Source organism: Mesorhizobium prunaredense (assembly GCF_900156895.1).
Lineage (GTDB): Bacteria > Pseudomonadota > Alphaproteobacteria > Rhizobiales > Rhizobiaceae > Mesorhizobium > Mesorhizobium prunaredense.
In genome coordinates this window covers 186,656-208,023 of sequence record NZ_FTPD01000056.1, presented here as the reverse complement: position 1 = coordinate 208,023, position 21,368 = coordinate 186,656, and the positions used below count along the sequence as shown (strand labels likewise).

The window sequence follows — 21,368 nt, the reverse complement described above, 5'->3', positions numbered from 1 at the left end:
GTCGGGGGGTTCGAGCGTCAGATGTGTATTCGATCTGTCCATCGCCGCGGGCGAGACAATAGCCATCATAGGTCCCAACGGCGCAGGAAAGAGCACGGTGGCGCATTTGCTTATGCGATTGCATGAGCCTTCCAAGGGAAGCATCTTCATCGACGGCGTGGATATTGCCACGGTTTCCTTGCATAGCCTGCGCAGCCAGATAGGGGTTGTGCCTCAGCACGTGTTGCTGTTCAACGCCAGCGTCCGTGACAACATCGCATATGGGCGGCCTGAGCCCACACAGGATGAGATCGAGGCAGCAGCGCGATCGGCCCGCGCGCATGATTTCATTATCCAATTGCCGCAAGGCTACCAGACGCCGATCGGCGATCGGGGCGTGCGGCTGTCCGGAGGGCAACAGCAGCGGTTGGCGTTGGCTCGGGCGCTGTTGAAAGATCCGCCGATTCTAATACTCGATGAAGCGACCGCTATGTTCGATCCAGAGGGGGAGCGCGAGTTTTTGCAGGGATGCGTGGATGTGCTGCGACAGAGGACGGTGCTTTTGATAACCCACCGACCTGCGAGCCTGGCGCTGGCTGATCGGGTGTTCAAGCTGGACGACGGCATTATGACAAGCGCCGGGTAAGTCCAGCCGCACCGTCACCCAGGCTGGCTCAACTGCACTCGGTGCTTCGCATCAGACTATCGCGCGCGCCTGGGCCGATGCGCCGATCTACGCCTCGCAGCGCGTGAAACGGTAGCGATCATAGACGCGCGGAAAAGAGCACGCTGGCTTAAATTCAATACGAGCGAACAAAAATTCAAACGTTGCTGCATACGCTCATGCCTCTTCAATCTTGACCAGCCCCTGGCGTTCGAGCGTTTGCAACAAGCTGAATACGTCTTTCTCCAAGGGCGCACGCTCGACCTCGTACTCGTCGAGCATGGTTCCGCAGATTTCACCGACAGTTTTTCCTTCGGACAGCAGTATCCAGATACGTGCCCCGACCGGGTCCAGCCCAAAATACGTTCCGCTGGCGAGGTCCAGGATCACCGTCTCCTGGCCCACCTGTCGCGCCATCACTTGCGCCGGAATCGCCACTCTGTCAGTCAAATTCATGCTGGTTCACCTATACGCGTGTTTCACAATGGCCTGCCTGACCCGCGACAGGTCTTCATAGCGTCGGGGATAATCCAGGCGGTAAAAAATTGGTTGCCCAGCCAGGCAGGATAATTCATCGAAATGGGCGGCAAGCAGTTCGGATGCTTCAATTTCGAGCAAGAAAGAATGCTTCACCAGTTCCATCAGAGCTTCGCGCCCAGTCATACCCTCGAACACGGCTTCCTGCTGGACACGCTCGCCCAGAAAATACACCCGCCGCAGGCGCCGGGGCTGCCCGCAGAAGACGATCTCATCGCCCGCGAGAAAACGCGCCTTAGATGTGAACTGCACCGGGGGCGCTTTCCGTACACTATCTTTGCCGACCAAGGCTTCCTCACTGTCTTCCCATAAGCGGATCGAAGGATGGCTCGGCATAATCTGAAACCCACCGTCGCAAGGCTCTACCAGCAGCCCGTCATCCGTCAGGAAGCGGAACCCGTCGGTTGCAAAGCTTGCCGCCAGCGTGGACTTGCCTCGGCCTGACTCGCCGATAAATGCGATGCCCTCGCCGCTGATTTCGACCGCGCTGCCGTGCAAAACCAGCTTCCCCTGTCTGCTGAGCGCCAGGGGCAAAACCTGATTCAGATAAAGATGCTGAATGGTCGCTTCGGAGACTCCCTGCACCGGCCATGCCTGGATCTGTCCGCCATCTTGGCTCAGCCGGAAATCCGCCAGTTCGGGAAAACGCAGCAGGTAGGCCCCCCCGATGCGGTAGAAATCCGTCCACAAAGTCCCATCTGGGAAAACCCACTGGTGAAACAAGGTGGCGTCAAGCGGCATTTGCGGGCGGGCGTCCGCCACCTGAAAGTCCACCGTCATTCCGTATCCTTGCCCAGCACCTGGGCGACAAACCGCGCTGTTTCTTGCACGGAAGGGAACAAGCCGGGGTGTTCGCGCAGCACGGCTTCTTCAACCTGCCTGACCGTCCTTTGACCGTCGCAAAGCCCCAGCACGATCATTCTTGCCTGCCCTCGGGAATTGGGTCGGGGCACATGCGCGGGATTCCGTTTGATGATCTCGGCCGGGGTGCGCAACTCGCCCTGCCAGGTCGAATGGCTGAATTTCCGCCCTCCGGACGCGATTTCGACTTCCCATGCGATAACCGAATCCGTCGGACGCGCCATCACCCTCGCCCTCACCACATCGCCGGCTTTTACCTCGACGGCTTCGCCGATGGGCAGGAAAGCCTGAGAGCGCTTGATTGGACGATCGGCAAACGGCGAGTTCGTCAACCACACGCCTTCGGCCAACTCACAATCGAACCAGCCGCCGAGTCCGCGCAGGACGCCATCGCGCTCTATGCGCAACTCCGCATCCCAGGAGAAAAAGTCCGGATTGTCTTCACGAAAATCGATGCTGCCCAGTTCAGCGGGGGCGCCAAGCAATTCTTCCCGCTGAAGATTGACCGCATGCTTGGTGTTGACGGCGTATTGGCGCAGCCAATGGAATTCGCTGGGTACGCCCTCACGCCGCCACCCGTCGGCCAAGCCGTAACTGGTTTCCGATTCAACTGCGGCGAGTTGAAGCCTGAGCCTGGCGGGGATCAATGCCCCCCCTGGCTTCAGGAAACGCCGCCTGGCGTCCGCCAAATATTCGATGATGCCGGCATCAAAGCCGAAGTAGCCGACCTGATCGCAGATCACCACATCAACCCGTTCGGGCAGGTTGGCGCGCGGAGAGTAGTCCCCCATGAAAATCGCTTGGCCACCCCAGCCCGCGCGAACGAAGGATTCCCGCGCGACCTCGATCATGGCGGTTGCGTCGATGGCGTACACTCGGGACGCGCCCGCCTGCAAGCACAACAGTCCCAGAATCCCGGTGCCACAACCGAGATCCGTGATGCAATCCCCATGTTTGACGACTTGGGCGACAGCAGACTTGAACTGTTCAAGCCTTACCGAATCGCCGACATACCCTAAGTGTTCCTCCAGCACGGAACTCGACTTTCCGCCGCACGGCTCAGCGCATAGAGGGGAGGCGTATCTTCAGCATCCGTAGTTCAATTCATAGTGACCATGCTCCCATCTACCGCGCTTCCGCTACCGCCTCTTGTTATCGCGCTTACGGAGCCGTAGATCTGCAGTGTGGGAGTCGAATAGGGCGCCTTGTTTACCTCAGCAGCTTTGTTTTCAACGGTGAGGTGGGATGGCGTCCGCCGGTCGTTCAGATTGCTTTTCATTAACTCAACCCTTTACGCTGGCTTGGTAGATCTCTCAGGAAACCGCCAGATGAACTATCTGGACGTTCTCGGTGACTTTTGAACGAGCTTGGCACCTTGCCACCAAGCGAAAACGCGCGCAACCCGGACGCGCGGCATTCATCGAAAATTTAACCGATGTGACAATCAAGATACATTACGGTAGGCTGCTTGGCATTAACGATACGTTACATGGCATCCATTAACAGTACCTTATATTGCATCAACGAAACGTTACATGGCATCCATAAAGTCCCCACAAAATCCATAACGGCGAGCCGGCCTGTGGATTGTCTCGATAAGCCCGGAATAACCGGGCCATCCCGTCCCGATCAACCCAGGCGTTACGCTCATGGGGAATCGTCTCGGTCAATATGGCTTGCATCCGGTCCAGATGCTCACGGAACACGATTGAAAATTCTGCCTTGCTTTTCCGTTCGAGGATCATCTCCGGCAGCACATTCTTCAAAGCCTGGACATGGATGTATTTGGTTCTATCCCCACGCAGCCGCATCCTTTCCGGTAGCGAAAACGCATAGTGAACGAGTTTGGGGTCGTGGAGCGGGTATCGCATTTCGCTCCCGCAATGGGCGCCCAAGCATTCAAGATCCTCCGCCACCTGGGCGCCGAAAGCATCGTTCAGAGTCTCAAGTAGCGTCCTCTGGCCTACGCTGCGCACTCGCCGATGGTGTGGCGGGAGAATACGCTCGCGACGCAGCCGGATCACTTCCTCCATCCGCGGCGAGAGCCAGTAGCAGGCGTTGCTGGTCCCGCTCCCGCGTACCCGGCGAATCAGGCGGCGGAGACCCTCCTGGAGACCGACTGGCAGAAGCGGGAAAAACCCCTGCCGTATGAGCCAATTCACCGCCTGCCGCGCGTCGAATGCCGTCGCGTCGGTTTTGAGGTAGTCATAGAGCCTATGCAAATGCACTTGCGCCAGTGCCTCAGCGTAATACGCACGGGAGCCTTCCAGCCATTGATCTCCTCCTTGACCGTTCAAAGTAACGCGGCTCCCATGCGCAACGGTTTGCTGCCAAAGGCCAGCATACATTGACGTGTTCGGAAACCCCGGAAACTGCCGGCCGGACCGGGCGCGTTCCGTAAACCATGAAAGCGGCATCCTGGAAGGGGGAATCTCATGAATCCGAACCCCTAAATGCTCGCCCACGGCTCGTGCGTAGGGAAGTTCGCTGGCACGGCCGTCCTCCTCCGTGAAGCCAAACGTGTAGCCATTTATGCCCTGCGTGAGCAGTCTGTTCGAGCGGCGCAGGTGTTCCGCCACGCAAAACACGGCGGAGGAGTCGAGTCCGCCGCTCACCTCAATGGCGACCGGCCGATGTGACCGGGATGAACGCCTGACGCACTCGAACAGTAATTCGCGATAATGCTCAATATATTCTTCGTCCTTGCGAAACGGCAACGTCGCCCAAAGATTCGGTTGCCAGTATTGTTCGAGTCGCGGCCCCTGGTGCCCGGCTACCATTCGATGTGCTGCAATCAAACGCATGATACCGTTCCAGAGAGTCTCATCCCTGGAGTAGCAATCCCACGCCAGCATTTCGGCCAACATGCCTTCATTGGGTTCCTGCTTCACCCAAGGCAGCGCAAGGATCGCTGGCAACTCTGAGGCGAAGGCGAGTGTTTTGCCGTCCCAATGGTAATTGAAAGGCCTGTTGCCCATGCGGTCGCGGGCGCAAAAGGCCTCTTGTCGCCGCGCATCCCAGATTACCAGTGCGAAATCGCCGTCGATATGCGGCAAACATTCCCGCTCCCAAATCTGGTAGGCTCTGAGCACCAGTTCAGCATCCGAGCGATCTCGAAGTACGGCGCCGCGCCCCAGCAGTTCCCCCCGCAGTTCCTCCCAGTTGTCCACCCGCCCGTCCATGACCAGGACAAGGCTTGCATCCTCATTCGTCAGCGGCTGGGTTTCTTCCAGCGACTCTGGCGTGGTGCGAAGCATGCATTGACCGAGCCCGATGGAGCCCTTCACCCAATGGTGGATGCCATCCGGGCCTCGGTGCGCCATGGCCGTGGTCATTTTTTCCACTAACCCGGGCTCCACCGGCTTACCGTCGAAATGGATTATCCCGGCGATGCCGCTCATATCATCACCAGGGCATCAACCAAAATTGCGCTCGAATGCGGCAAATCGTTCGCCAACATCGACCGTATCGTTAAGAACCTTGCCCCGGTATTCGACCCAGGCATGGGCTTCGAATTTGCCCTCCGCCTTGCGCGTGCCGATGCGCAGTTCTCCTTCGATGCCTTGCCGGCGCAGCAAAAACCAAAGCGTCATGGAGCGCTTCAGGCAGTTGCCGGAATATGAGCCACGATACGCGGCAATGGATACCAGACGAGCGGTCTCTTGCGCCTGTCCATAAAAATCGGTCTCGCCACCGTGAAGCCGGTCGGGGTCGCAAACCGCAACCGAAACGTTTGAAGGCGGCGGTGATTCACGAAGCGTGAGTGACGGGGTTGCAACCCCTTTCACGCTTCGAAGATCGCACATCCAGATCAGTATGTTTCTTGCACGTCGGAAACCAAACATCTGCAATAGCATTGCAGTGATTGGTAACAGCAACATTGCAGCGAGCACTGTCCTGCGTTCTGCGGCCGTCAGGGCCAGAAATTTTTTTAGTCGGTTGGTCACTAGCGCCTGCGTTCGGTCAGGAACCGTTGATAACTGATCTGATCGCTAATTGTAACCGCTTGCAATTGGGTGACTACCCTCTACCGCAATCCGATGCTCAGGCAAAAGAGCATCGGACCGAAAGTGGCGGCGCCGAAAGTCCACCGCTCTAGCGCTTTCGACCAGCTCAGAAGATCGAGTCCGAGATCGCCCTTGCCGGGCCGAGCAGGATCGATCCTTCCGGTACGCCTCCATCGATTGGAATGGCTTTGCGGTCTGCCGTGGCAACCAGTTCCTGACCGACACCGGAGGTAACGATCACCGGCGTCTTGTTGGGTACACGGTCATAAAGGTCGATAATGTCCTGGTTTATCAAGCGAACGCAGCCAGATGAAACCGATTTGCCTATGGAAAACCACTCCGGCGAGCCGTGCAGGCGGTAAAGCGTGTCCTCGTTGCCCTCGAAGAGATACAGCGCCCGCGCTCCGAGCGGATTGGTGAGCCCGCCGGGCATGCCGCCATTCTCGGCGCTGTATTTTGCGTGCTCGGGCTGGCGCGCGATCATTTCGGCCGGCGGCGTCCATTTCGGCCACTTCTGCTTCCACTGGACGACGGCATCACCAGACCATTCGAAACCGGCGCGACCCAGCCCGACCCCATAACGAATGGCTTGTCCGCCTGGACGCACGAGATAGAGGTGGTGGCCGGCCGTATCGACGACGATGGTGCCGGGCCGTTGGCCGGTCGGATCGGGAACGATCTGACGCAGAAATTGCTCGTCGATTTTCTCGTAGGGTATGCCCGGCACCTCGAACCCACTGTCGCTGACCGGACCGTACATTGTTGCATAGTCCATGAGCGGCGGCTCGACATTGGCTGGCGGCGGCGGCTCGACAGGCCGGCCTGCCGTCGTGGCGCAGGCGGAAACCGCAATCGAGGCGGCGCCGAGCGCAGCGGCGTTGAGAAAGCCGCGACGGCTCAGGCGATAGGAGTCGATTTCGGTTGTGAACATCGTTGCCTTTTTTAAGTCTCATAGCGAAACAGAACATGAATACGCCAATCAGTACGGCGCGCCAGCCCTACCAATGCCTGGCGCGATAGGCGGTTCCGATTCTGGCCTGAGGGTGAACAAACAAAGGCAAACCTGTGACGGTTCAGCCCCTGTTGCACCGAGGCAACAGGCCACAGCGCCGCGCGTCAGCAAAGGACGCTGTAGCACTTTTATTTTGCGCATGATCCTTTCCAAGAATCGATTCCGATTTGAGGTCATCCGTCAGCCTGCGGCGAGCAGGCCTTCGAGCGAGGGCAGTATCAGGGCCGGCGGAAAGTCCCGGTATTCCTCGGGCTGGTCGGAGCGGTTGATCCAGACTGTCCGGAAGCCGAATTTGGTGGCGCCGGCGATATCCCAGCGGTTGGATGACTGAAACGACACCGCACCCGGATAGAGACGCCAGCCTGTCGTGACCATGTCGTAGACCGACGGATCGGCCTTGAAGCGCTTGACGGCCTCGACGGAATAGATGTCGTCCAGAACCTGGTCGAGCGCCGCCGATTTGACCGCCGCTTCCAGCATTTCAGGCGAGCCGTTGGAGAGGATCGCCAGCTTGGCGCCCGACGCCTTGAGCGCCTTGAGCACGGCCGGCACCTCCGGATAGCAGTCCAGCCGCCAATAGGCGTCGAGCAGCTTGGCCCTCAGCCCCTTGTCCGCGGAGGGAACCTTGCGCAGGGCGAAATCCAGCGCCTGTTCGGTGAGTTGCCAGAAATCGGCGTAGGCGCCCATCAGCGTCCTCACCCAGGAATATTCCAATTGTTTGGCGCGCCAGATCTCCGACAGGAGCTGGCCGTCCGGTCCGATCTGGTCGGCATGACGGCGTACGGCTGCGTGCACGTCGAACAGCGTTCCGTAAGCGTCGAAAACGTAAGCCGCATGGTGCATGGTAACAGTTTTGCGGCGAGGCAAGGCCAGGCGCAAGCACGGATTGCAATTTCGCATGCCGCTGGCCTTAACAAATCTCGGCCATATCAGTTGACGGCAGACGCCAAAGCATCTTCCAATGGCGAGACAGGACAGCTCTGAAACGCGGAACCAAGCGATGACACTGGCGGCTGCGGCGCAATCCGCGACATGGACCTTCGTGGATGGCGACTGGTATGAAGGCAACGTCGCCATTCTGGGGCCGCGCAGCCATGCCATGTGGCTCGGCACCAGCGTGTTCGACGGCGCCCGCTGGTTCGAGGGCGTCGCCCCCGACCTCGACCGCCACGCCGCGAGGGTGAACGCCTCGGCGATCGCGCTCGGTCTCAGACCATCCATGAGCGCCGAAAAGATCGTCGGGCTGACCTGGGACGGGCTGAAGAAGTTCGACGGCAAGACGGCGGTCTACATAAGGCCGATGTACTGGGCCGAGCATGGTGGCTATATGGGCGTGCCGGCAGATCCGGCCTCGACCCGGTTCTGCCTTTGCCTCTACGAATCGCCGATGATCTCGCCGGCAGGCTTTTCTGTCACCGTCTCGCCGTTCCGGCGCCCGACCATCGAAACCATGCCGACCGACGCCAAGGCCGGCTGCCTTTATCCCAACAATGGTCGTGCCATCCTCGAAGCCAAGATGCGCGGCTTCGACAACGCCCTGGTGCTAGACATGCTGGGCAATGTCGCCGAGACCGGAACCTCGAACATTTTCCTGGTCAAGGATGGCCATGTCCTGACGCCGGCGCCGAACGGCACGTTCCTGTCCGGCATCACCCGCTCGCGGACGATGACGCTGCTTGACGAATACGGCTTCAAGACTATCGAAAAGGCGCTGTCGGTGCGCGAATTCCTCGAAGCGGACGAGATATTCTCGACCGGAAACCATTCGAAAGTCGTGCCGGTCACCCGCATCGAGGATCGCAGTCTTCAGCCCGGGCCGGTAGCGAAAAAGGCGCGCGAACTCTACTGGGAGTGGGCGCATTCGAATTCGGCCGGCTGACTGGCTAAAAGGGGAACCGGCACTTCATTCCGGAGTTGTTCCACACCAATCCAGACCTATGTTAGTCCGGTATCGACACCGGATTTTTTCCACGAGGAGTACGACGATGGCTTTTGAACTGCCTGCCTTGCCCTATGACTACGAGGCCTTGCAGCCTTACATGTCGAAGGAGACGCTGGAGTATCACCACGACAAGCACCACAAGGCCTATGTCGACAACGGCAACAAGCTGGCTGCCGAAGCCGGGCTCGGCGATTTGTCGGTCGAGGAGGTTGTGAAACAATCCTTCGGCAAGAACCCCGGGCTCTTCAACAATGCCGGTCAGCACTACAATCATATCCACTTCTGGCAGTGGATGAAGAAGGGCGGCGGCGGCAACAAATTGCCGGGCGCGCTGCAAAAGGCGTTTGACAGCGATCTTGGCGGTTACGACAAGTTCAAGGCCGATTTCATCGCCGCCGGAACCACCCAGTTCGGTTCGGGCTGGGCCTGGGTTTCGGTCAAGGACGGCAAGCTGGCGATCTCGAAGACCCCGAACGGCGAGAACCCGCTGGTCCATGGCGCGACCCCGATCCTGGGCGTCGATGTCTGGGAGCACTCCTATTACATCGACTATCGCAACGCCCGGCCGAAATATCTCGAGGCCTTCGTCGACAGTCTCATCAACTGGGACCATGTCCTCGAGCTCTACGAAAAGGCGTAGGCCTAACTGAGCTGCAGAAAAGCCCCGGCAAAAACCGGGGCTTTTCTGTGTGGGCCAAAGGATTGGCCCTTTTCCAGCACAGAAACGACCGTCGCGAAAATTCACACAAGCGTGAGGCGAATTCCCGGAATTTCAAGCCACCCCGGAATTTTCAAGCCATTTTTGCCGTTATCGATCAGTCGGACCTTCACCCGAAACATCTTCACCATGGAGCCAGTTGAATGAGAAAGCTTATCCTCGCCATCTCGATGCTCGCCTTCGCCGGTTCGGCGGCGTTTGCCGATCCGATCCAGGAGCGGCAGGCCATTATGAAGGAACGTGGAAAGATCGCCGGCCAATTGTCGAAAGTCGTCAAGGGCGAGACCCCTTACGACGCAGCGGCCGTGCTGGCGGCGTTGAAGGCGCTGGAGGCCAACGCCGAGAAGTTCCACGCGAACGTCGACACTCTTTTCCCGGCTGGCAGCGACACCGGCGACACCACCGCTGCCCCAAAAATCTGGCAGGATATGGCCGGCTTCAAGGCGGTGGAAGAAAAATATCTCGCCGACGTCAAGGCTGCGGTGGCCACCGCTCCTGCCGATGTCGATGCCTTGAAGGCGGGGTTCAACACCATAGGCGGTGACTGCGGCACCTGCCACCAGACATACAGGATAAAGAAGGGCTGATAGCGGGCGATGCGCCTGCTGAAAAAACTCGTCGGCGCCGCTCTCGTTCTGGGCGCCGCCGGCGCGGTTGCCGGCTGGTTCCTGTCGGCGCCGGTCAGGCTCGACACCGAGACCCTGGCGCAACTCGGCCCCGGCGATGCCGCCAGGGGCAGGCGCATTTTTTATGCCGGCGGCTGCACGTCCTGTCATGCGAAGCCAGGCTCGCAAGGCGATGCCCGTCTTCAACTGGCCGGCGGTCTCGAACTCAAGACGCCGTTCGGTATCTTCGTGCCACCGAACATCTCGCAGGATGCCAAGGACGGTATCGGCGCCTGGTCGGTCGAAGATCTCGCCAACGCCATGCTGAAGGGCGTGTCGCCGAGCGGCGAGCACTTCTATCCGGCGTTTCCCTATGCATCCTACGCACGCATGAAGCCGGCCGACATCGCCGATCTCCATGCCTTCCTGAAAACGCTTCCGGCGGTCGCCGGCAAGGCGCCGCCCAATTCGCTGGGATTCCCGTTCAACATCCGTCGCGGCGTCGGGCTGTGGAAACGTCTCTATTTGAGTGACCAGTCGGTGGTCTCCTTCCCCGATGGCACGCCGGATCCGGTGATGGCCGGCCGTTACCTGGTCGAAGGGCCCGGCCATTGCGGCGAATGCCACACGCCGCGCGATTTTGCTGGCGGCACCAGGAAGAGCGAGTGGCTGGCGGGGGGCGCGGCTGCCGAAGGCAGCGGCATCGTGCCGAACATCACCGCGGGCGAAGGCGGGCTCAGTGACTGGTCGGAGGCCGACATCGCCTACTTTCTGGAGACCGGCTTCACCCCGGATTTCGATTCCGTCGGTGGCGCCATGGTCGATGTGCAGAGAAACATGGCCGAGTTGACGCCCGAGGACCGGGCGGCAATATCAGCCTATCTCAAGGCCATACCGCCGCATCCCAGCTTCTATCCGGCGCGCAAGCAGCCAGCGAACTGATTCCGCGGACCGGACGGGATGGCGGCGCGTCAGCGGTCGCCGAGGAAATCGAAGCCGGTTTCGAAGAAATGATTGTAGTTGCAGGTCATTTCCTCGCCGGGCGCGATGTCACGCAATGCATATGTCTCCTCGGGCGAGGCGACGTCGCAATTCGGGTCGTCGGCATGGTTCATGTAGCGGGCGTCGTCGGCTTCGAAGACGACGAAGTTCGGGTCGCGCCGATCGGGATAGGAATAGCGATCGAGATAGGCTCTAACCGGCCCGGTTTCGCGCTCATAGACCTCGACAGGGATGCGCCGGTCGTAATTGGGATCGAGCTTCCAGACCAGTGTGCCGCGGGGAATGTGGTTCTTGGCAAAGACACCGATGCCTTGGATTGGCGATTTGTCGAGATAAACGTCGATGAGCAGCATGGCGGACCCTTGGCGTGACTGGATGATTTTGGGTGGCGCGGCTGCGAAAAGCCGCGCAGTGGGTAGCGCGCAGCTATTGCAATTGCGAGCGGAAAATCGACCTGGCCTGACCCGGAATCGATTTTCCCCTGGTGGGGATGGTGCGCAAGATCAAGCTCCTACAGCGCCGTTTGTGCGTCCAACAGGGTCGGCGGCGCTGTGGTGGCAAGGTCGTCCTTGCCCGCCACCTTCAGCGCAAACGCATAGGTGAAGGCGATTTCCTCGAGCCTGGAAAACCGGCCGGAAGCGCCGGCATGACCGGAGTCCATATTGATCTTGAACAGCACCGGATTGTCGCCGATCTTGCGGTCGCGCAACCGCGCCACCCACTTGGCCGGCTCCCAATAGGTGACACGCGGGTCGGTAAGGCCGGCAAGTGCCAGGATCGGCGGATAGTCGAGCGCGGCGACATTGTCATAGGGCGAGTAGGCGGCGATCGTTCGGTAGTCCTCCGCCGAGGCGATCGGGTTGCCCCATTCCGGCCATTCCGGCGGCGTCAGCGGCAAGGTCGCGTCGAGCATGGTGGTGAGTACGTCGACGAACGGAACCTCGGCGACGATGCCGCCGAAGCATTCCGGCGCTATGTTGGCGATCGCGCCCATCAGCATGCCGCCGGCCGAGCCGCCCTGTGCGACAATGCGATCATGAGCCGTGTAGCGCTCGGCGACGAGGTGGTGTGCGACTGCGGTGAAATCGGTGAACGTGTTCATCTTGTGCGCCCGCTTGCCGTCGTCGTACCAGCCATAGCCCTTGTCTTTGCCGCCGCGGACGTGGGCAATCGCGTAGACGAAGCCGCGGTCGACCAGCGAAAACAAATTGGTGTTGAAGGCGGCCGGGACCGTGATGCCGTAGGAGCCGTAGCCGTAAAGCAGGCAAGGCGCTGATCCGTCGAGCGGCGTGTCGCGATGGTGAATGAGCGAGATCGGCACCAGTTCGCCGTCGGCTGCGGGCGCCATCAGCCGCCGCGTCACGTAATGGTCCGGGTCGTGGCCGGACGGAACTTCCTGGGTCTTCAGCAGCACGCGCTCGCGGGTCCGCATGTTGTAGTCGAAGACCTGCGCCGGCGTTGTCATGGACGAGTAGGAAAAGCGCATGATCTCGGTATCGTATTCATAGGATCCCGACAGGCCGAGCGAGAAGGCTTCCTCGTCGAAGGAGATGAGGTGTTCCTCGCCGCTGTGGCGGTCATGCACGACGATGCGCGGCAGGCCTTCCTTGCGTTCAAGCCTGACCATGTGGTCCTTGAAACCGATCACCGAAAGGATCAGCCGGCCCGCTTCGTGCGGCACCAGCTCCTGCCAGTTGGCGCGCACCGGGTCGCTCGCCGGCGCAGTCATGATCTTGAAATCCTTGGCGCCGTCGGCATTGGTGAGAATGAAGAAGATATCGCCGCCTTCTTCGAGGTCGTATTGCAGGCCGGTCTCGCGCGGAGCAACCAGCTTCGGTTCGGCGAACGGCTCGCTGGCGCTCATGATGCGATATTCCGAGGTCTCGTGGTCGTTGATGCCAACCATGATCCACTCGTTGGAGCGTGTGCCGCCGACATTCATGAAGAAGCCTGGATCGGTTTCTTCGTAGATCAGCCGGTCGTTCTCAGGACTGTCGCCAAGGGCGTGGAACAGCACCTTGGAAGGACGGTGGTTGGGATCGAGGCGGGTGTAGAAAAATCCGTCATTTCCGGCATCCCACACGCCGCCGCCACCGGTATCCGGAATCCTGTCTGCCAGATCGTTGCCGTCGGCGAGATCGCGGACGCGAAGCGTGTAGAATTCGGAACCCTTGTCGTCGAAGGCCCACAGAAGCTTGCGGTGGTCGGTCGAATGGTCGACACCGCCGAGGCGGAAATAGGCCTTTCCTTCGGCCTCGAGATCGCCGTCGAGCAGGATCTCTTCGTCGCCGCCCTCGCGCGGCGTGCGGAAATAACGCGGCTGCTCGCCGCCAAGCTTGAAAGATGACCCATAGGCGTACGGCCCATCCTTCATCGGCACAGACGAATCGTCCTCCTTGATACGGCCCCTCATCTCCTTGAAAAGCTGCTTCCGCGCCTGGGCGGTGTCGGCCATGAGCGCTGCCTGATAGGCGTTCTCGGCTTCGAGATGGGCGCGGATCTGGGCGTCGAGCAGCGACGGATCCCTGAACATCTCTTGCCAATTGTTGGCTCTCAGCCAGGCATAGTCGTCCGTCCGGGTTACTCCATGATGCACATCGAAGACCGGTCGCTTCTCTGGTCGCGGCGGTGTGACAGTCGGAAATGCTGGGGTTCGGGTCATTGCGTCTCGCTGTGGAAGTTACTTGTATGGAGAATGAACACGCCGATCAGCGCAGGTTCAAGAGCCGGAGTATATGTTCGCGCCGGGCTCCAGGAGATGAGCCGGAGGAGTGAGAAAAATGAAGTTCCGTTTTCACGCTGCTGCGGCTTTCGCCGTCGCTTCGACAGCCTTGGCCTTTATCGGTCAATCTCATGCAACCGTGTTCGCAGCTTGGCAAGTGACCAACGTCCCATTTGGCGACGCGCTCAATGCGCGCAAGTATCCGGCGGGATCGTCCCAGAAGCAGGCCGCCTATCCCAACGGTGCCGTTTTGCAGATGACCGGGAGATGCACCGGCGGCATAAACTTGCTCGACATCGCCAAGCAGCCGCACTACAGCGCCGCGCGTCCTCTGGACGCGCAAAGGACGCTGTAGCATCTTTGAATCTGCGCATGATCCTTTCCGAAAATCGATTCCGATTTTCGGGGTCATGCGCTGGAAGCAGGAACAGAAGATCCGCTATCGCTGGTGCGAAGTCTGGCACGATCCGGCACACAACGGCAATTTCGTCACCGGCTGGGTCTACGGAAAATATATCACCCCACATTGATGGATCGGCGCCGGTCCGCAGGCTGATTTCAGGCTTGCTTCCAACAGCAAATCGCAACCTATGGTTTTGTAGATTCCGAAAACAACCAGATAGCCTGCAACACAACCAAGCATAGCCAAGCATTGGGAACTTCTACCGGCCATCGAGGATGTAACGGCAGCTCGACATGGCGTCAGCCGTTGCTGGTCGGGCCAAAAAATATCTCGAAATTACAGAGTGCACGAAAGGTTGAAGCTGATCGTCGAATATTTTATTGCCATCGATGAATACAGCGCAAGAAGCGAATTGACTTACTTGGTTTAGTGGCTCATTAGGATACTGCGACGCGAATCGCAGAGGCTCTTTCCTGCAAAAATTTCGCGCGATGCCCGACCTATCAAAATAGGGCTCAGGTAGAAACAACTCACGTTGGGGCCAGGAAGCCATGGATATTATCGAAGCACCTTCCAGAAATAGTGATGCGCTGATCGAATTGACGGCCGACGTCGTAGCCGCCTATGTCAGCAACAATCCGGTGCCGGTCGGCGAGCTGCCGAGCCTCATCGCCGATGTCCATGCCGCCCTCGGGCGCGTAGGCGGGGCCAGTGAACAGCCTCCTGCCGACAAGCAGAAGCCGGCAGTAAACCCGAAACGCTCCGTCCATGACGACTACATCGTCTGTCTTGAAGACGGCAAGAAGTTCAAGTCGCTGAAGCGTCATTTGATGACCCACTACGGTCTGACGCCCGACGAGTATCGTGAAAAATGGGGCCTGGACGCAAGCTACCCGATGGTTGCTCCCAACTATGCCGCCGCCCGCTCACAGCTCGCCAAGAAGATGGGTCTCGGCCGCAAGCGCAAGGGGCGCTGATACCGGCTCTCTTCCCAACCTGGGTTAGATGATCAACGGCGCCTCCGGGCGCCGTTTTGATCTTGGGCGATGCTGGAGCAATCGATATGATCAGGCGGTCTGCTTCAAGGCCGCCTCGGCGTCGCGCTTGATGCGCTTGACCATGGAACGAAGACCATTGGCGCGTTGCGGCGACAGGTGTTCGTCGAGGCCAAGTGCCTTCAGCGTGGCTTCCGCGTCGGTTTTCTGGATCTCGCTGGCGGGTCGTCTGGAAAACAGCGCCAGCATGATAGCGACGAGGCCGCGCACGATATGCGCGTCCGAATCACCGGCGAAGGTGACGACTGGGTCGGGCCCCGGTCCATACTCGGTGGTCAGCCAGACCTGGCTGACGCAGCCAGGCACCTTGTTGGCAGGGTTGCGTTCCTCATCGGGAAATGGCGGCAGGGCCTCGCCCAGTTCGATCACATAGCGATAGCGGTCTTCCCACTCGTCAAGCAGGGAGAAGTCGTCGCGGATCGTTTGGATCGTCGTGGTCATAGCCCCGGATATAATCATCCGGCGACGCCGCGTCACGGAAAAAGAGGAAAAGCGCGTCGCGTGAGGCCGGTCAAATGCGACGCGCTTTAGCCCGGACGGCTTGCGGCGCTGTGACAGATGCGCTGAAAAATATCTCAGTTCTTCGCCGGCAATTCGACTTTCGCCGGCAAGACGAAGTCTTCGGGCACGCTGCCGGTCGTTGTCGCCGTGTCGGGTTCGGCGGCCTTGTCGTCCAACATGGCGGCCGCGATCTTGGCTGTCTCCTTGGCCCGGGCGGTGATCGTGTGCATTGCGGACTTGCCGGTCTCGCAGACGTCGGGCTTGCGCTCGCATATGCCGGCAATGTCGCCGACCGCTTCGCGTGCCGCAAACAACGCCTGGATCGGCCCGACGCTTTGGTGGCCTGTCTCGTCGGAGCCGACATTCAGCGGCAGCGCCAGAAGCACCAGCGAAAACCAGAAAGCCATTCTGATCAGAAAGCCCATCTGTATGCCCTCATTCGTGACGGATCATGTGTTCGTGCGACATGACCTCTTTATGGGTACGATAGTGGCATGGACGCGCAAAGGACGGCTTGCCCGGTCAGCGAAAATTTTCCTCAAATTTTAGGCAAATTCGAAACGAAGCATTTTGCAATGGATTTGTCTCAAATCCAGCCGATTTTCTTCACTTAAGCTTAACCATCTATCCGTCTGTTTTCATTATGTATTTTCCAGACGTGCGGCGCATCGGGGCGATTGTCAGAGGCAGAAGGGCGGTTCGCCCGGATAACGCTCCATTTACTATGGCCGCAATTGCCAAGGTTTGGCGGTGCCGGCCTCCCAATATCTGCCTCGGGCCGGGCATTGATCGGTCCTGCCTTATCCATTCCTTAAACGCTGGATGCGAGTTTCAGATCGACAAAAGCAATCTGCGAAGCAGGGCTGTTCACGACCAGGTGCGAGTGCGTTGAGTTGAGTTCGATAAGGGCCAGATACGTTGAGTTGCCCGGCGCGATGGCCGCCGGTTGCGAACGTATGGTTCATCCGTCGATCCTCGGACAGAACGACCGCCGGTGCCAGAGGCGGTTTGTCGGTGTCATGCTGGCCGCTCCGTTCTTTGCCGCAGGCGCAGCAGTCACGCTGGTCACCTCGGGCATGGGCGTGGCCGTGACCATGGCTGCGATCTTTGCGACGTTCGGCCTCTGCTGGTTTGCTGCCTTGCTGGTGGCAGCATCGGGCAAGATGGCGTTCGCCGGCCAGGTCGCCCTGGTGATGGGCAGTCTTGCTCTTGCCGGTGTCATTGCTGCGGCGGGCGGGATGGCCTCGCCGGTCGCCATGCTTGTCGTCGCGCTGCCTTTCGAAGCCTGGTGGATCGGCGGGTCTCGTCGCGCTACACTCTGCGGTGCCGTATCCGCATTTGTCGCTATCCTGCTGCAGGCTTTTGCCGGTTCTGTCTTTCCGTTCGGCCCGGCGGTAACAGCCGCTTGGCACTGGCTGTTGCCGCTGGCTTGGGCGCTCACCCTCGTTCCCCGCGGCGCAGCGCTTGGCAGCCCGGCCGACGCGCAGCTTGATTCGGCGACCGACGACCGGCTCGAGAACATCATCGACGCCGTTGTCCTGCGGGCCGGCAGGCATGGCGAGGTTCTGGATGCGTCGGCAAAGGCGCGCACGATCCTGAAGCTGCAGCCGGAACTGCTGTGCGGTACTGGCCTGTTCGACCGCATCCATCTATCCGATCGCGTCGCATACCTCAGCGCGCTGGCCGACATGCGCGATGGCGCGCCGGTGCGCCGGCTGGATCTTCGCGTCCGGCTGCCGCAAAACAGCAATGGCCCGACGGCGGACAATTACCGGCCGTTTTCGCTTGAATTGGCGCGCGGGGAAGAGCAGCAGGACGTCCTCACGTTCATCCTGCGCGAAAACGACGAACTCGCTGGCTTGCGCGAAGAGCTTGCCACTGCGAAAGAGGCGGCCGCGTCTGCCGAAGTGGCAAAGGGACGGTTTCTGGCGGTCGTCAGCCACGAACTGCGCACGCCGTTGAACGCCATCATCGGTTTTTCCGACATGCTGCTGCATGAGATGTTCGGCACCTTCAAGGATCCGCGCCAGAAGGAATATGTCGGCCTGGTCAAGGAGTCCGGCCAGCATCTGCTTGCCGTCGTCACCTCGATACTCGACGTATCGAGGATCGAAGCCGGTGCCTATGCAACCGAGCCGGAACCATTCCGTTTCGTGGAAGCCGTCGAAATGTGCCAGTCGATGATGCGCTTGCAGGCCGAGGCAAAGAACATCGATCTACAGGCCCAGATCGCACCGGATGCAGGCGAGATAAACGCCGACCGTCGTGCCGTGCAGCAGATACTCATCAACCTCGTCTCCAACGCCATCAAGTTCACGCCCGATGGCGGCGATGTCGTCGTCGGCGCCAAGCGGATCGGCTCGCGACTGCATTTCTGGGTCAGGGACACCGGCATCGGCATCGCCGAGGAAGACTTTGCCAATCTCGGCAAGCCGTTCATGCAGATCCAGAACGACTATACGCGCCGCTTCGAGGGCACCGGGCTCGGCCTGTCGCTGGTGAAGGGTCTGGTGGCGCTGCACGAGGGCACGATGTCGATCGAAAGCATGCCGGGGGAGGGCACCACGGTCACGATCGGCTTGCCGGTGAACGGACCGAAAGGACGTTCGAATGACAAGCCCGGCGTACTGCCGATGCCTGCGGCCAAGGCGGAGACGAAAGGGGACAGGCATGGCTCGCTCCGCAAAACAGCCTAAGGCGGTCAAGCGCCGCGGCAATGCCTTCCAACGCAGCGCGGTCGCCCTCGGCAGCCAGATTTCACGCAATCCGGTTCTGGTTGGCGGTTCGACCGCCTTCCTGGTGACGCTGTTCTACGTCTCGGCGAACGCTTTGTGGTATCAGCCTTTTCCTCATGCCGGCGCGTTTTTTGCGACCAGGAGCATGCAGAGCTTTCCTCGAGCCGGCGCCGACGAGCCTGAAACCACCATCAACATCGTGCGGCCGGACCCGGCCCCGATCAAGAGCGATCCGGTTGTCGAGCAGGTCCAGGGCATATTGAAGGATCTCGATTTCTATTCCGGCACCGTCGACGGCATTTCCGGCCCCAACACGCGTAAGGCCATACAAGCCTATCAGCAGAAGGTCGGGCTCAACGCTTCCGGCGAGATCGACAGTGTTCTGCTCGATCAACTGGGCGCCACGCCAACCGCCTCGACAGTCGTGCCGCATCCGGCACCCCGTCCGGACGACACGGCCGCGATTCCCGTCTCGGCTTCGCCGGCAGATGCGCCAGCGCAGGCACCCGACGCCCGCATCATCAAGATCCAGGCCGGGTTGAAGGCATTCGGCAATGACGACATGCAGCTCGATGGCGTGGTCGGGGCCCGCACCAAGGCAGCGATCAAGGAGTTCCAGTCGCTGTTCGGGCTGCCTGAGACCGGCGAGCCCGACGAGGTCGTCTACGTCAAGATGCGCGAGATCGGCCTGACCAACTGATGGGCGGAGGCGGGCGGTTTTGGTTTCACCCAAACGCAAAGCGCTCTAAGTACCGTCCGATGTCGTCCAGAATGCTGCCATGCGCGTAACCACCGATCTGTGGGTGTCGGCCCTGTTGCGTCGGGTTTTCGGCGCCGGCGGCTTTGCCGCCGTGGTCAAGCGCGGCGCAACCGAGGCCGGCGCCGTCTTCGTGCTGGCGCGAGGCCGCATGGGCGAGATTGCCTTGTTTGGCCCGGCGCCGCAGACGAGCTACGATTCAGCCAAACCCGACGACCGTTTCTTCAGTCTGCTCGGCGCCGGCGACGATGCCGCCGTCTTTGACGCGCGACTGGAAAAGGAGAAGAAATTCGATCCCGACATCTGGGTGGTCGAGATCGAGGCCGGCTCTGTTCCCGTCGAGGAGCTTCTCTCCGTCAAGTCGCAATAGCGAAATACAGACAAAGGCTTAGAGCGTTCGCTTGAATCTCTTTTCAGGCGCGACGCGCCTAATGCATGTCGCGCAAAACTGTGCAGTGGTTTTGCGATAACGACGTGCGTAAGAACAACAGCCTAAAGCGCGTCGCATGAAGCGGGTCAGACGCGACGCGCTTTAGGGCTGGCGGCGGTATTGTCGCTGTCCGCTTTGCGGATGTCGGCGTTTGCCGCGATCGGTCCGGCATTGCGAATGGCCTTCGACAGTGTCTCGGCTTTCCAGCCGCGTAGCCTGTCCAGCGCGGCGTTGCGATGCAGCAGCCGATAGCGGTCGAGAAAGATGCGAATGGCCTGCGGATGCGAAAACTCTGTGGGATAGACGGCGGCGGTGATCAGGAACGCCCTCTCTTCGCCGAGATCGAGCGCGCGCAGGGCGGCCAGCAGCGACGTATAGTTCTGGTGCGCCGTGAGCGACCGCGCCGTTGAAAAATCGATCTCGAGCGCGTCGGCCAGTGCTGTCTGGAAGAATGCGGCATTGCCGGTCAGCGCCGTCTCGCGCAGTTTGACATAGGTGTTCGCGCCGGCGAACGGATTGATGGTCACGCCGCCGCTCTCGGCATCACGCATCATCGACCGCAGTCGGCGCCGTGCATTCTCGGCGGCGGCGCCGGGCACCTGCTGGCTGTCGGCGACGACTTCGGCGCTTTCGGGCACCGTCTTGGCGTTCGCCTCAGGCTGCCGCACGCTCACCAGCGTCGGCTTTTCAAGTGCCCTGATCAGGTGGGCGATGGTCGGGTTCAGATCCTTGCGGCGCGCAATGGCGCGCGCATGCGGCAGGCCATGGCGGCCGATCAGTGCGATGAGGTCGATATCGCTGAGCGCGCGCGAGCGGATGAGCAGCGGCGCGGCAACGTCGACCGGCTCCTCGCAAAGCCGCCGGACCAGCGCTGCGGGCGCATATTCGCATTCGGAAAGGGCGGCGGCGACGTAGCGGCGCGATTCGACCGACACATCGGCGAAAAGCGGAAGCGTAAGATCCTCAAGTTGCGCGATCTCCCGGCGCGAAGGGCGGGTGAGCGAACAGAACGCCGACACCGTGGCGCGGAACAGCCTTTCGGCCTTTCCCGATTCAGCCCGTATAGCGATTTGCCTGAAATCCGCAGATGACACGAAGGATACGCCTGACACTCGACACAATCTGGACCATGCTCGACCGGGACTGTGTCGGTTTCGCATTTGCCACGGGTCAGGACTTCCTGACCTCAGAACAAAGATCAAATTATCGGCGATCCGTTAGCGTTCCGTTAACCTACTGGCTCCTTAATCAGATTGGAGGCGTTGCGTTGTGCTCCGGGGCAACCGAGAGGAATGCACGAACCATGGGCATGGTACTGTCTTTCGTGCCGCGAACGGCGGCAACCAATCGAGCAGACCGAAACACCGGAACGCCGGCGGCGGTGATCATTTTCCCCGGCGTCCGCTACGAGCAACCGCCACTGACGGGCGAGACGCGG

Annotated in this window: 23 protein-coding genes; 10 read left to right on the top strand and 13 right to left on the bottom strand. The window is 60.2% G+C overall.

What is annotated here, in order from left to right:
- The coding region (locus tag BQ8794_RS28555; protein WP_167378878.1) for an ABC transporter ATP-binding protein at positions 1-625 on the top strand (625 nt) is incomplete at its 5' end.
- Between the two features lie 195 nt (positions 626-820).
- On the opposite strand, the gene BQ8794_RS28550 is transcribed toward BQ8794_RS28555, so the two are convergent.
- The 8 genes from BQ8794_RS28550 to BQ8794_RS28520 form a co-directional block, all read right to left on the bottom strand.
- A complete protein-coding gene (locus tag BQ8794_RS28550; RefSeq protein WP_143744736.1) occupies positions 821-1,099 on the bottom strand; it encodes a PqqD family protein in 279 nt (92 codons plus the stop codon).
- 6 nt (positions 1,100-1,105) lie between these two features.
- The gene (locus BQ8794_RS28545; protein WP_077382029.1) at positions 1,106-1,960 is read right to left on the bottom strand and encodes a hypothetical protein; all 855 of its coding nucleotides are present in this window, start codon (positions 1,958-1,960) and stop codon (positions 1,106-1,108) included.
- Complete coding sequence (locus BQ8794_RS28540) at positions 1,957-3,075, bottom strand: methyltransferase domain-containing protein (protein WP_077382027.1); 1,119 nt, start codon at positions 3,073-3,075, stop codon at positions 1,957-1,959. The genes BQ8794_RS28545 and BQ8794_RS28540 overlap by 4 nt, the downstream gene beginning before the upstream one ends.
- A gap of 65 nt (positions 3,076-3,140) precedes the next feature.
- Positions 3,141-3,320: a lasso RiPP family leader peptide-containing protein gene (locus BQ8794_RS37500; RefSeq protein ID WP_143744735.1), complete on the bottom strand. Its 180-nt coding sequence runs from the start codon at positions 3,318-3,320 to the stop codon at positions 3,141-3,143.
- A 241-nt stretch (positions 3,321-3,561) separates the two neighbouring features.
- Positions 3,562-5,442: an asparagine synthetase B family protein gene (locus BQ8794_RS28535; RefSeq protein ID WP_077382025.1), complete on the bottom strand. Its 1,881-nt coding sequence runs from the start codon at positions 5,440-5,442 to the stop codon at positions 3,562-3,564.
- A gap of 15 nt (positions 5,443-5,457) precedes the next feature.
- Positions 5,458-5,988, bottom strand: a complete 531-nt coding sequence (locus BQ8794_RS28530) for a lasso peptide biosynthesis B2 protein (RefSeq protein ID WP_210189872.1) — start codon at positions 5,986-5,988, stop codon at positions 5,458-5,460.
- Positions 5,989-6,154: 166 nt separating this feature from the next.
- On the bottom strand, positions 6,155-6,979 hold the full coding sequence (locus tag BQ8794_RS28525) for a L,D-transpeptidase (RefSeq protein ID WP_077382021.1): 825 nt from the start codon (positions 6,977-6,979) through the stop codon (positions 6,155-6,157).
- A gap of 261 nt (positions 6,980-7,240) precedes the next feature.
- Positions 7,241-7,903 (bottom strand): haloacid dehalogenase type II, encoded by a 663-nt coding sequence (locus tag BQ8794_RS28520; protein ID WP_077382019.1) that lies wholly within the window; start codon positions 7,901-7,903, stop codon positions 7,241-7,243.
- A 157-nt stretch (positions 7,904-8,060) separates the two neighbouring features.
- Here BQ8794_RS28520 and BQ8794_RS28515 point away from each other — a divergent pair, with 157 nt between their 5' ends.
- The 4 genes from BQ8794_RS28515 to BQ8794_RS28500 all read left to right on the top strand — a co-directional run bounded on the left by BQ8794_RS28515 (position 8,061) and on the right by BQ8794_RS28500 (position 11,267).
- The gene (locus tag BQ8794_RS28515; RefSeq protein WP_077382017.1) at positions 8,061-8,939 is read left to right on the top strand and encodes a branched-chain amino acid aminotransferase; all 879 of its coding nucleotides are present in this window, start codon (positions 8,061-8,063) and stop codon (positions 8,937-8,939) included.
- Positions 8,940-9,045: 106 nt separating this feature from the next.
- Positions 9,046-9,642 (top strand): superoxide dismutase, encoded by a 597-nt coding sequence (locus BQ8794_RS28510; protein ID WP_077382015.1) that lies wholly within the window; start codon positions 9,046-9,048, stop codon positions 9,640-9,642.
- Between the two features lie 221 nt (positions 9,643-9,863).
- Positions 9,864-10,307 (top strand): c-type cytochrome, encoded by a 444-nt coding sequence (locus BQ8794_RS28505; protein ID WP_077382013.1) that lies wholly within the window; start codon positions 9,864-9,866, stop codon positions 10,305-10,307.
- Between the two features lie 9 nt (positions 10,308-10,316).
- Entirely contained in the window at positions 10,317-11,267 is a 951-nt protein-coding gene (locus BQ8794_RS28500; protein ID WP_077382011.1) for a cytochrome c, read from the top strand.
- Positions 11,268-11,296: 29 nt separating this feature from the next.
- Here BQ8794_RS28500 and BQ8794_RS28495 read toward each other — a convergent pair whose 3' ends face one another.
- Together BQ8794_RS28495 and BQ8794_RS28490 are read right to left on the bottom strand one after the other, a co-directional pair.
- Positions 11,297-11,680 (bottom strand): SET domain-containing protein, encoded by a 384-nt coding sequence (locus BQ8794_RS28495; RefSeq protein ID WP_077382009.1) that lies wholly within the window; start codon positions 11,678-11,680, stop codon positions 11,297-11,299.
- A gap of 158 nt (positions 11,681-11,838) precedes the next feature.
- Positions 11,839-13,989, bottom strand: a complete 2,151-nt coding sequence (locus tag BQ8794_RS28490) for a S9 family peptidase (RefSeq protein ID WP_077382008.1) — start codon at positions 13,987-13,989, stop codon at positions 11,839-11,841.
- Positions 13,990-14,206: 217 nt separating this feature from the next.
- Here BQ8794_RS28490 and BQ8794_RS37225 point away from each other — a divergent pair, with 217 nt between their 5' ends.
- A complete protein-coding gene (locus tag BQ8794_RS37225; protein ID WP_342188804.1) occupies positions 14,207-14,404 on the top strand; it encodes a hypothetical protein in 198 nt (65 codons plus the stop codon).
- Between the two features lie 599 nt (positions 14,405-15,003).
- Positions 15,004-15,429, top strand: coding sequence for a Ros/MucR family transcriptional regulator (locus BQ8794_RS28475; RefSeq protein WP_077382006.1), 426 nt, complete (start codon positions 15,004-15,006; stop codon positions 15,427-15,429).
- 90 nt (positions 15,430-15,519) lie between these two features.
- On the opposite strand, the gene BQ8794_RS28470 is transcribed toward BQ8794_RS28475, so the two are convergent.
- Complete coding sequence (locus BQ8794_RS28470; protein ID WP_023800835.1) at positions 15,520-15,948, bottom strand: SufE family protein; 429 nt, start codon at positions 15,946-15,948, stop codon at positions 15,520-15,522.
- Positions 15,949-16,082: 134 nt separating this feature from the next.
- Positions 16,083-16,433, bottom strand: a complete 351-nt coding sequence (locus BQ8794_RS28465) for a DUF5330 domain-containing protein (RefSeq protein WP_077382004.1) — start codon at positions 16,431-16,433, stop codon at positions 16,083-16,085.
- Between the two features lie 531 nt (positions 16,434-16,964).
- Here BQ8794_RS28465 and BQ8794_RS28460 point away from each other — a divergent pair.
- The 3 genes from BQ8794_RS28460 (at position 16,965) to BQ8794_RS28450 (ending at position 19,870) form a co-directional block, all read left to right on the top strand.
- Positions 16,965-18,704 carry a sensor histidine kinase gene (locus BQ8794_RS28460; RefSeq protein WP_077382002.1) on the top strand — a complete coding sequence of 580 codons (1,740 nt, stop codon included), beginning with the start codon at positions 16,965-16,967 and terminating at the stop codon, positions 18,702-18,704.
- Positions 18,679-19,443: a peptidoglycan-binding domain-containing protein gene (locus BQ8794_RS28455; protein WP_077382000.1), complete on the top strand. Its 765-nt coding sequence runs from the start codon at positions 18,679-18,681 to the stop codon at positions 19,441-19,443. Before BQ8794_RS28460 ends, BQ8794_RS28455 begins: the two co-directional genes overlap by 26 nt.
- Before the next feature lie 79 nt (positions 19,444-19,522).
- The gene (locus BQ8794_RS28450; protein ID WP_077381998.1) at positions 19,523-19,870 is read left to right on the top strand and encodes a DUF1491 family protein; all 348 of its coding nucleotides are present in this window, start codon (positions 19,523-19,525) and stop codon (positions 19,868-19,870) included.
- A gap of 146 nt (positions 19,871-20,016) precedes the next feature.
- Here BQ8794_RS28450 and BQ8794_RS28445 read toward each other — a convergent pair whose 3' ends face one another.
- Positions 20,017-21,024: a DUF2336 domain-containing protein gene (locus tag BQ8794_RS28445; protein WP_077381996.1), complete on the bottom strand. Its 1,008-nt coding sequence runs from the start codon at positions 21,022-21,024 to the stop codon at positions 20,017-20,019.
- Positions 21,025-21,368: the final 344 nt, after the last annotated feature.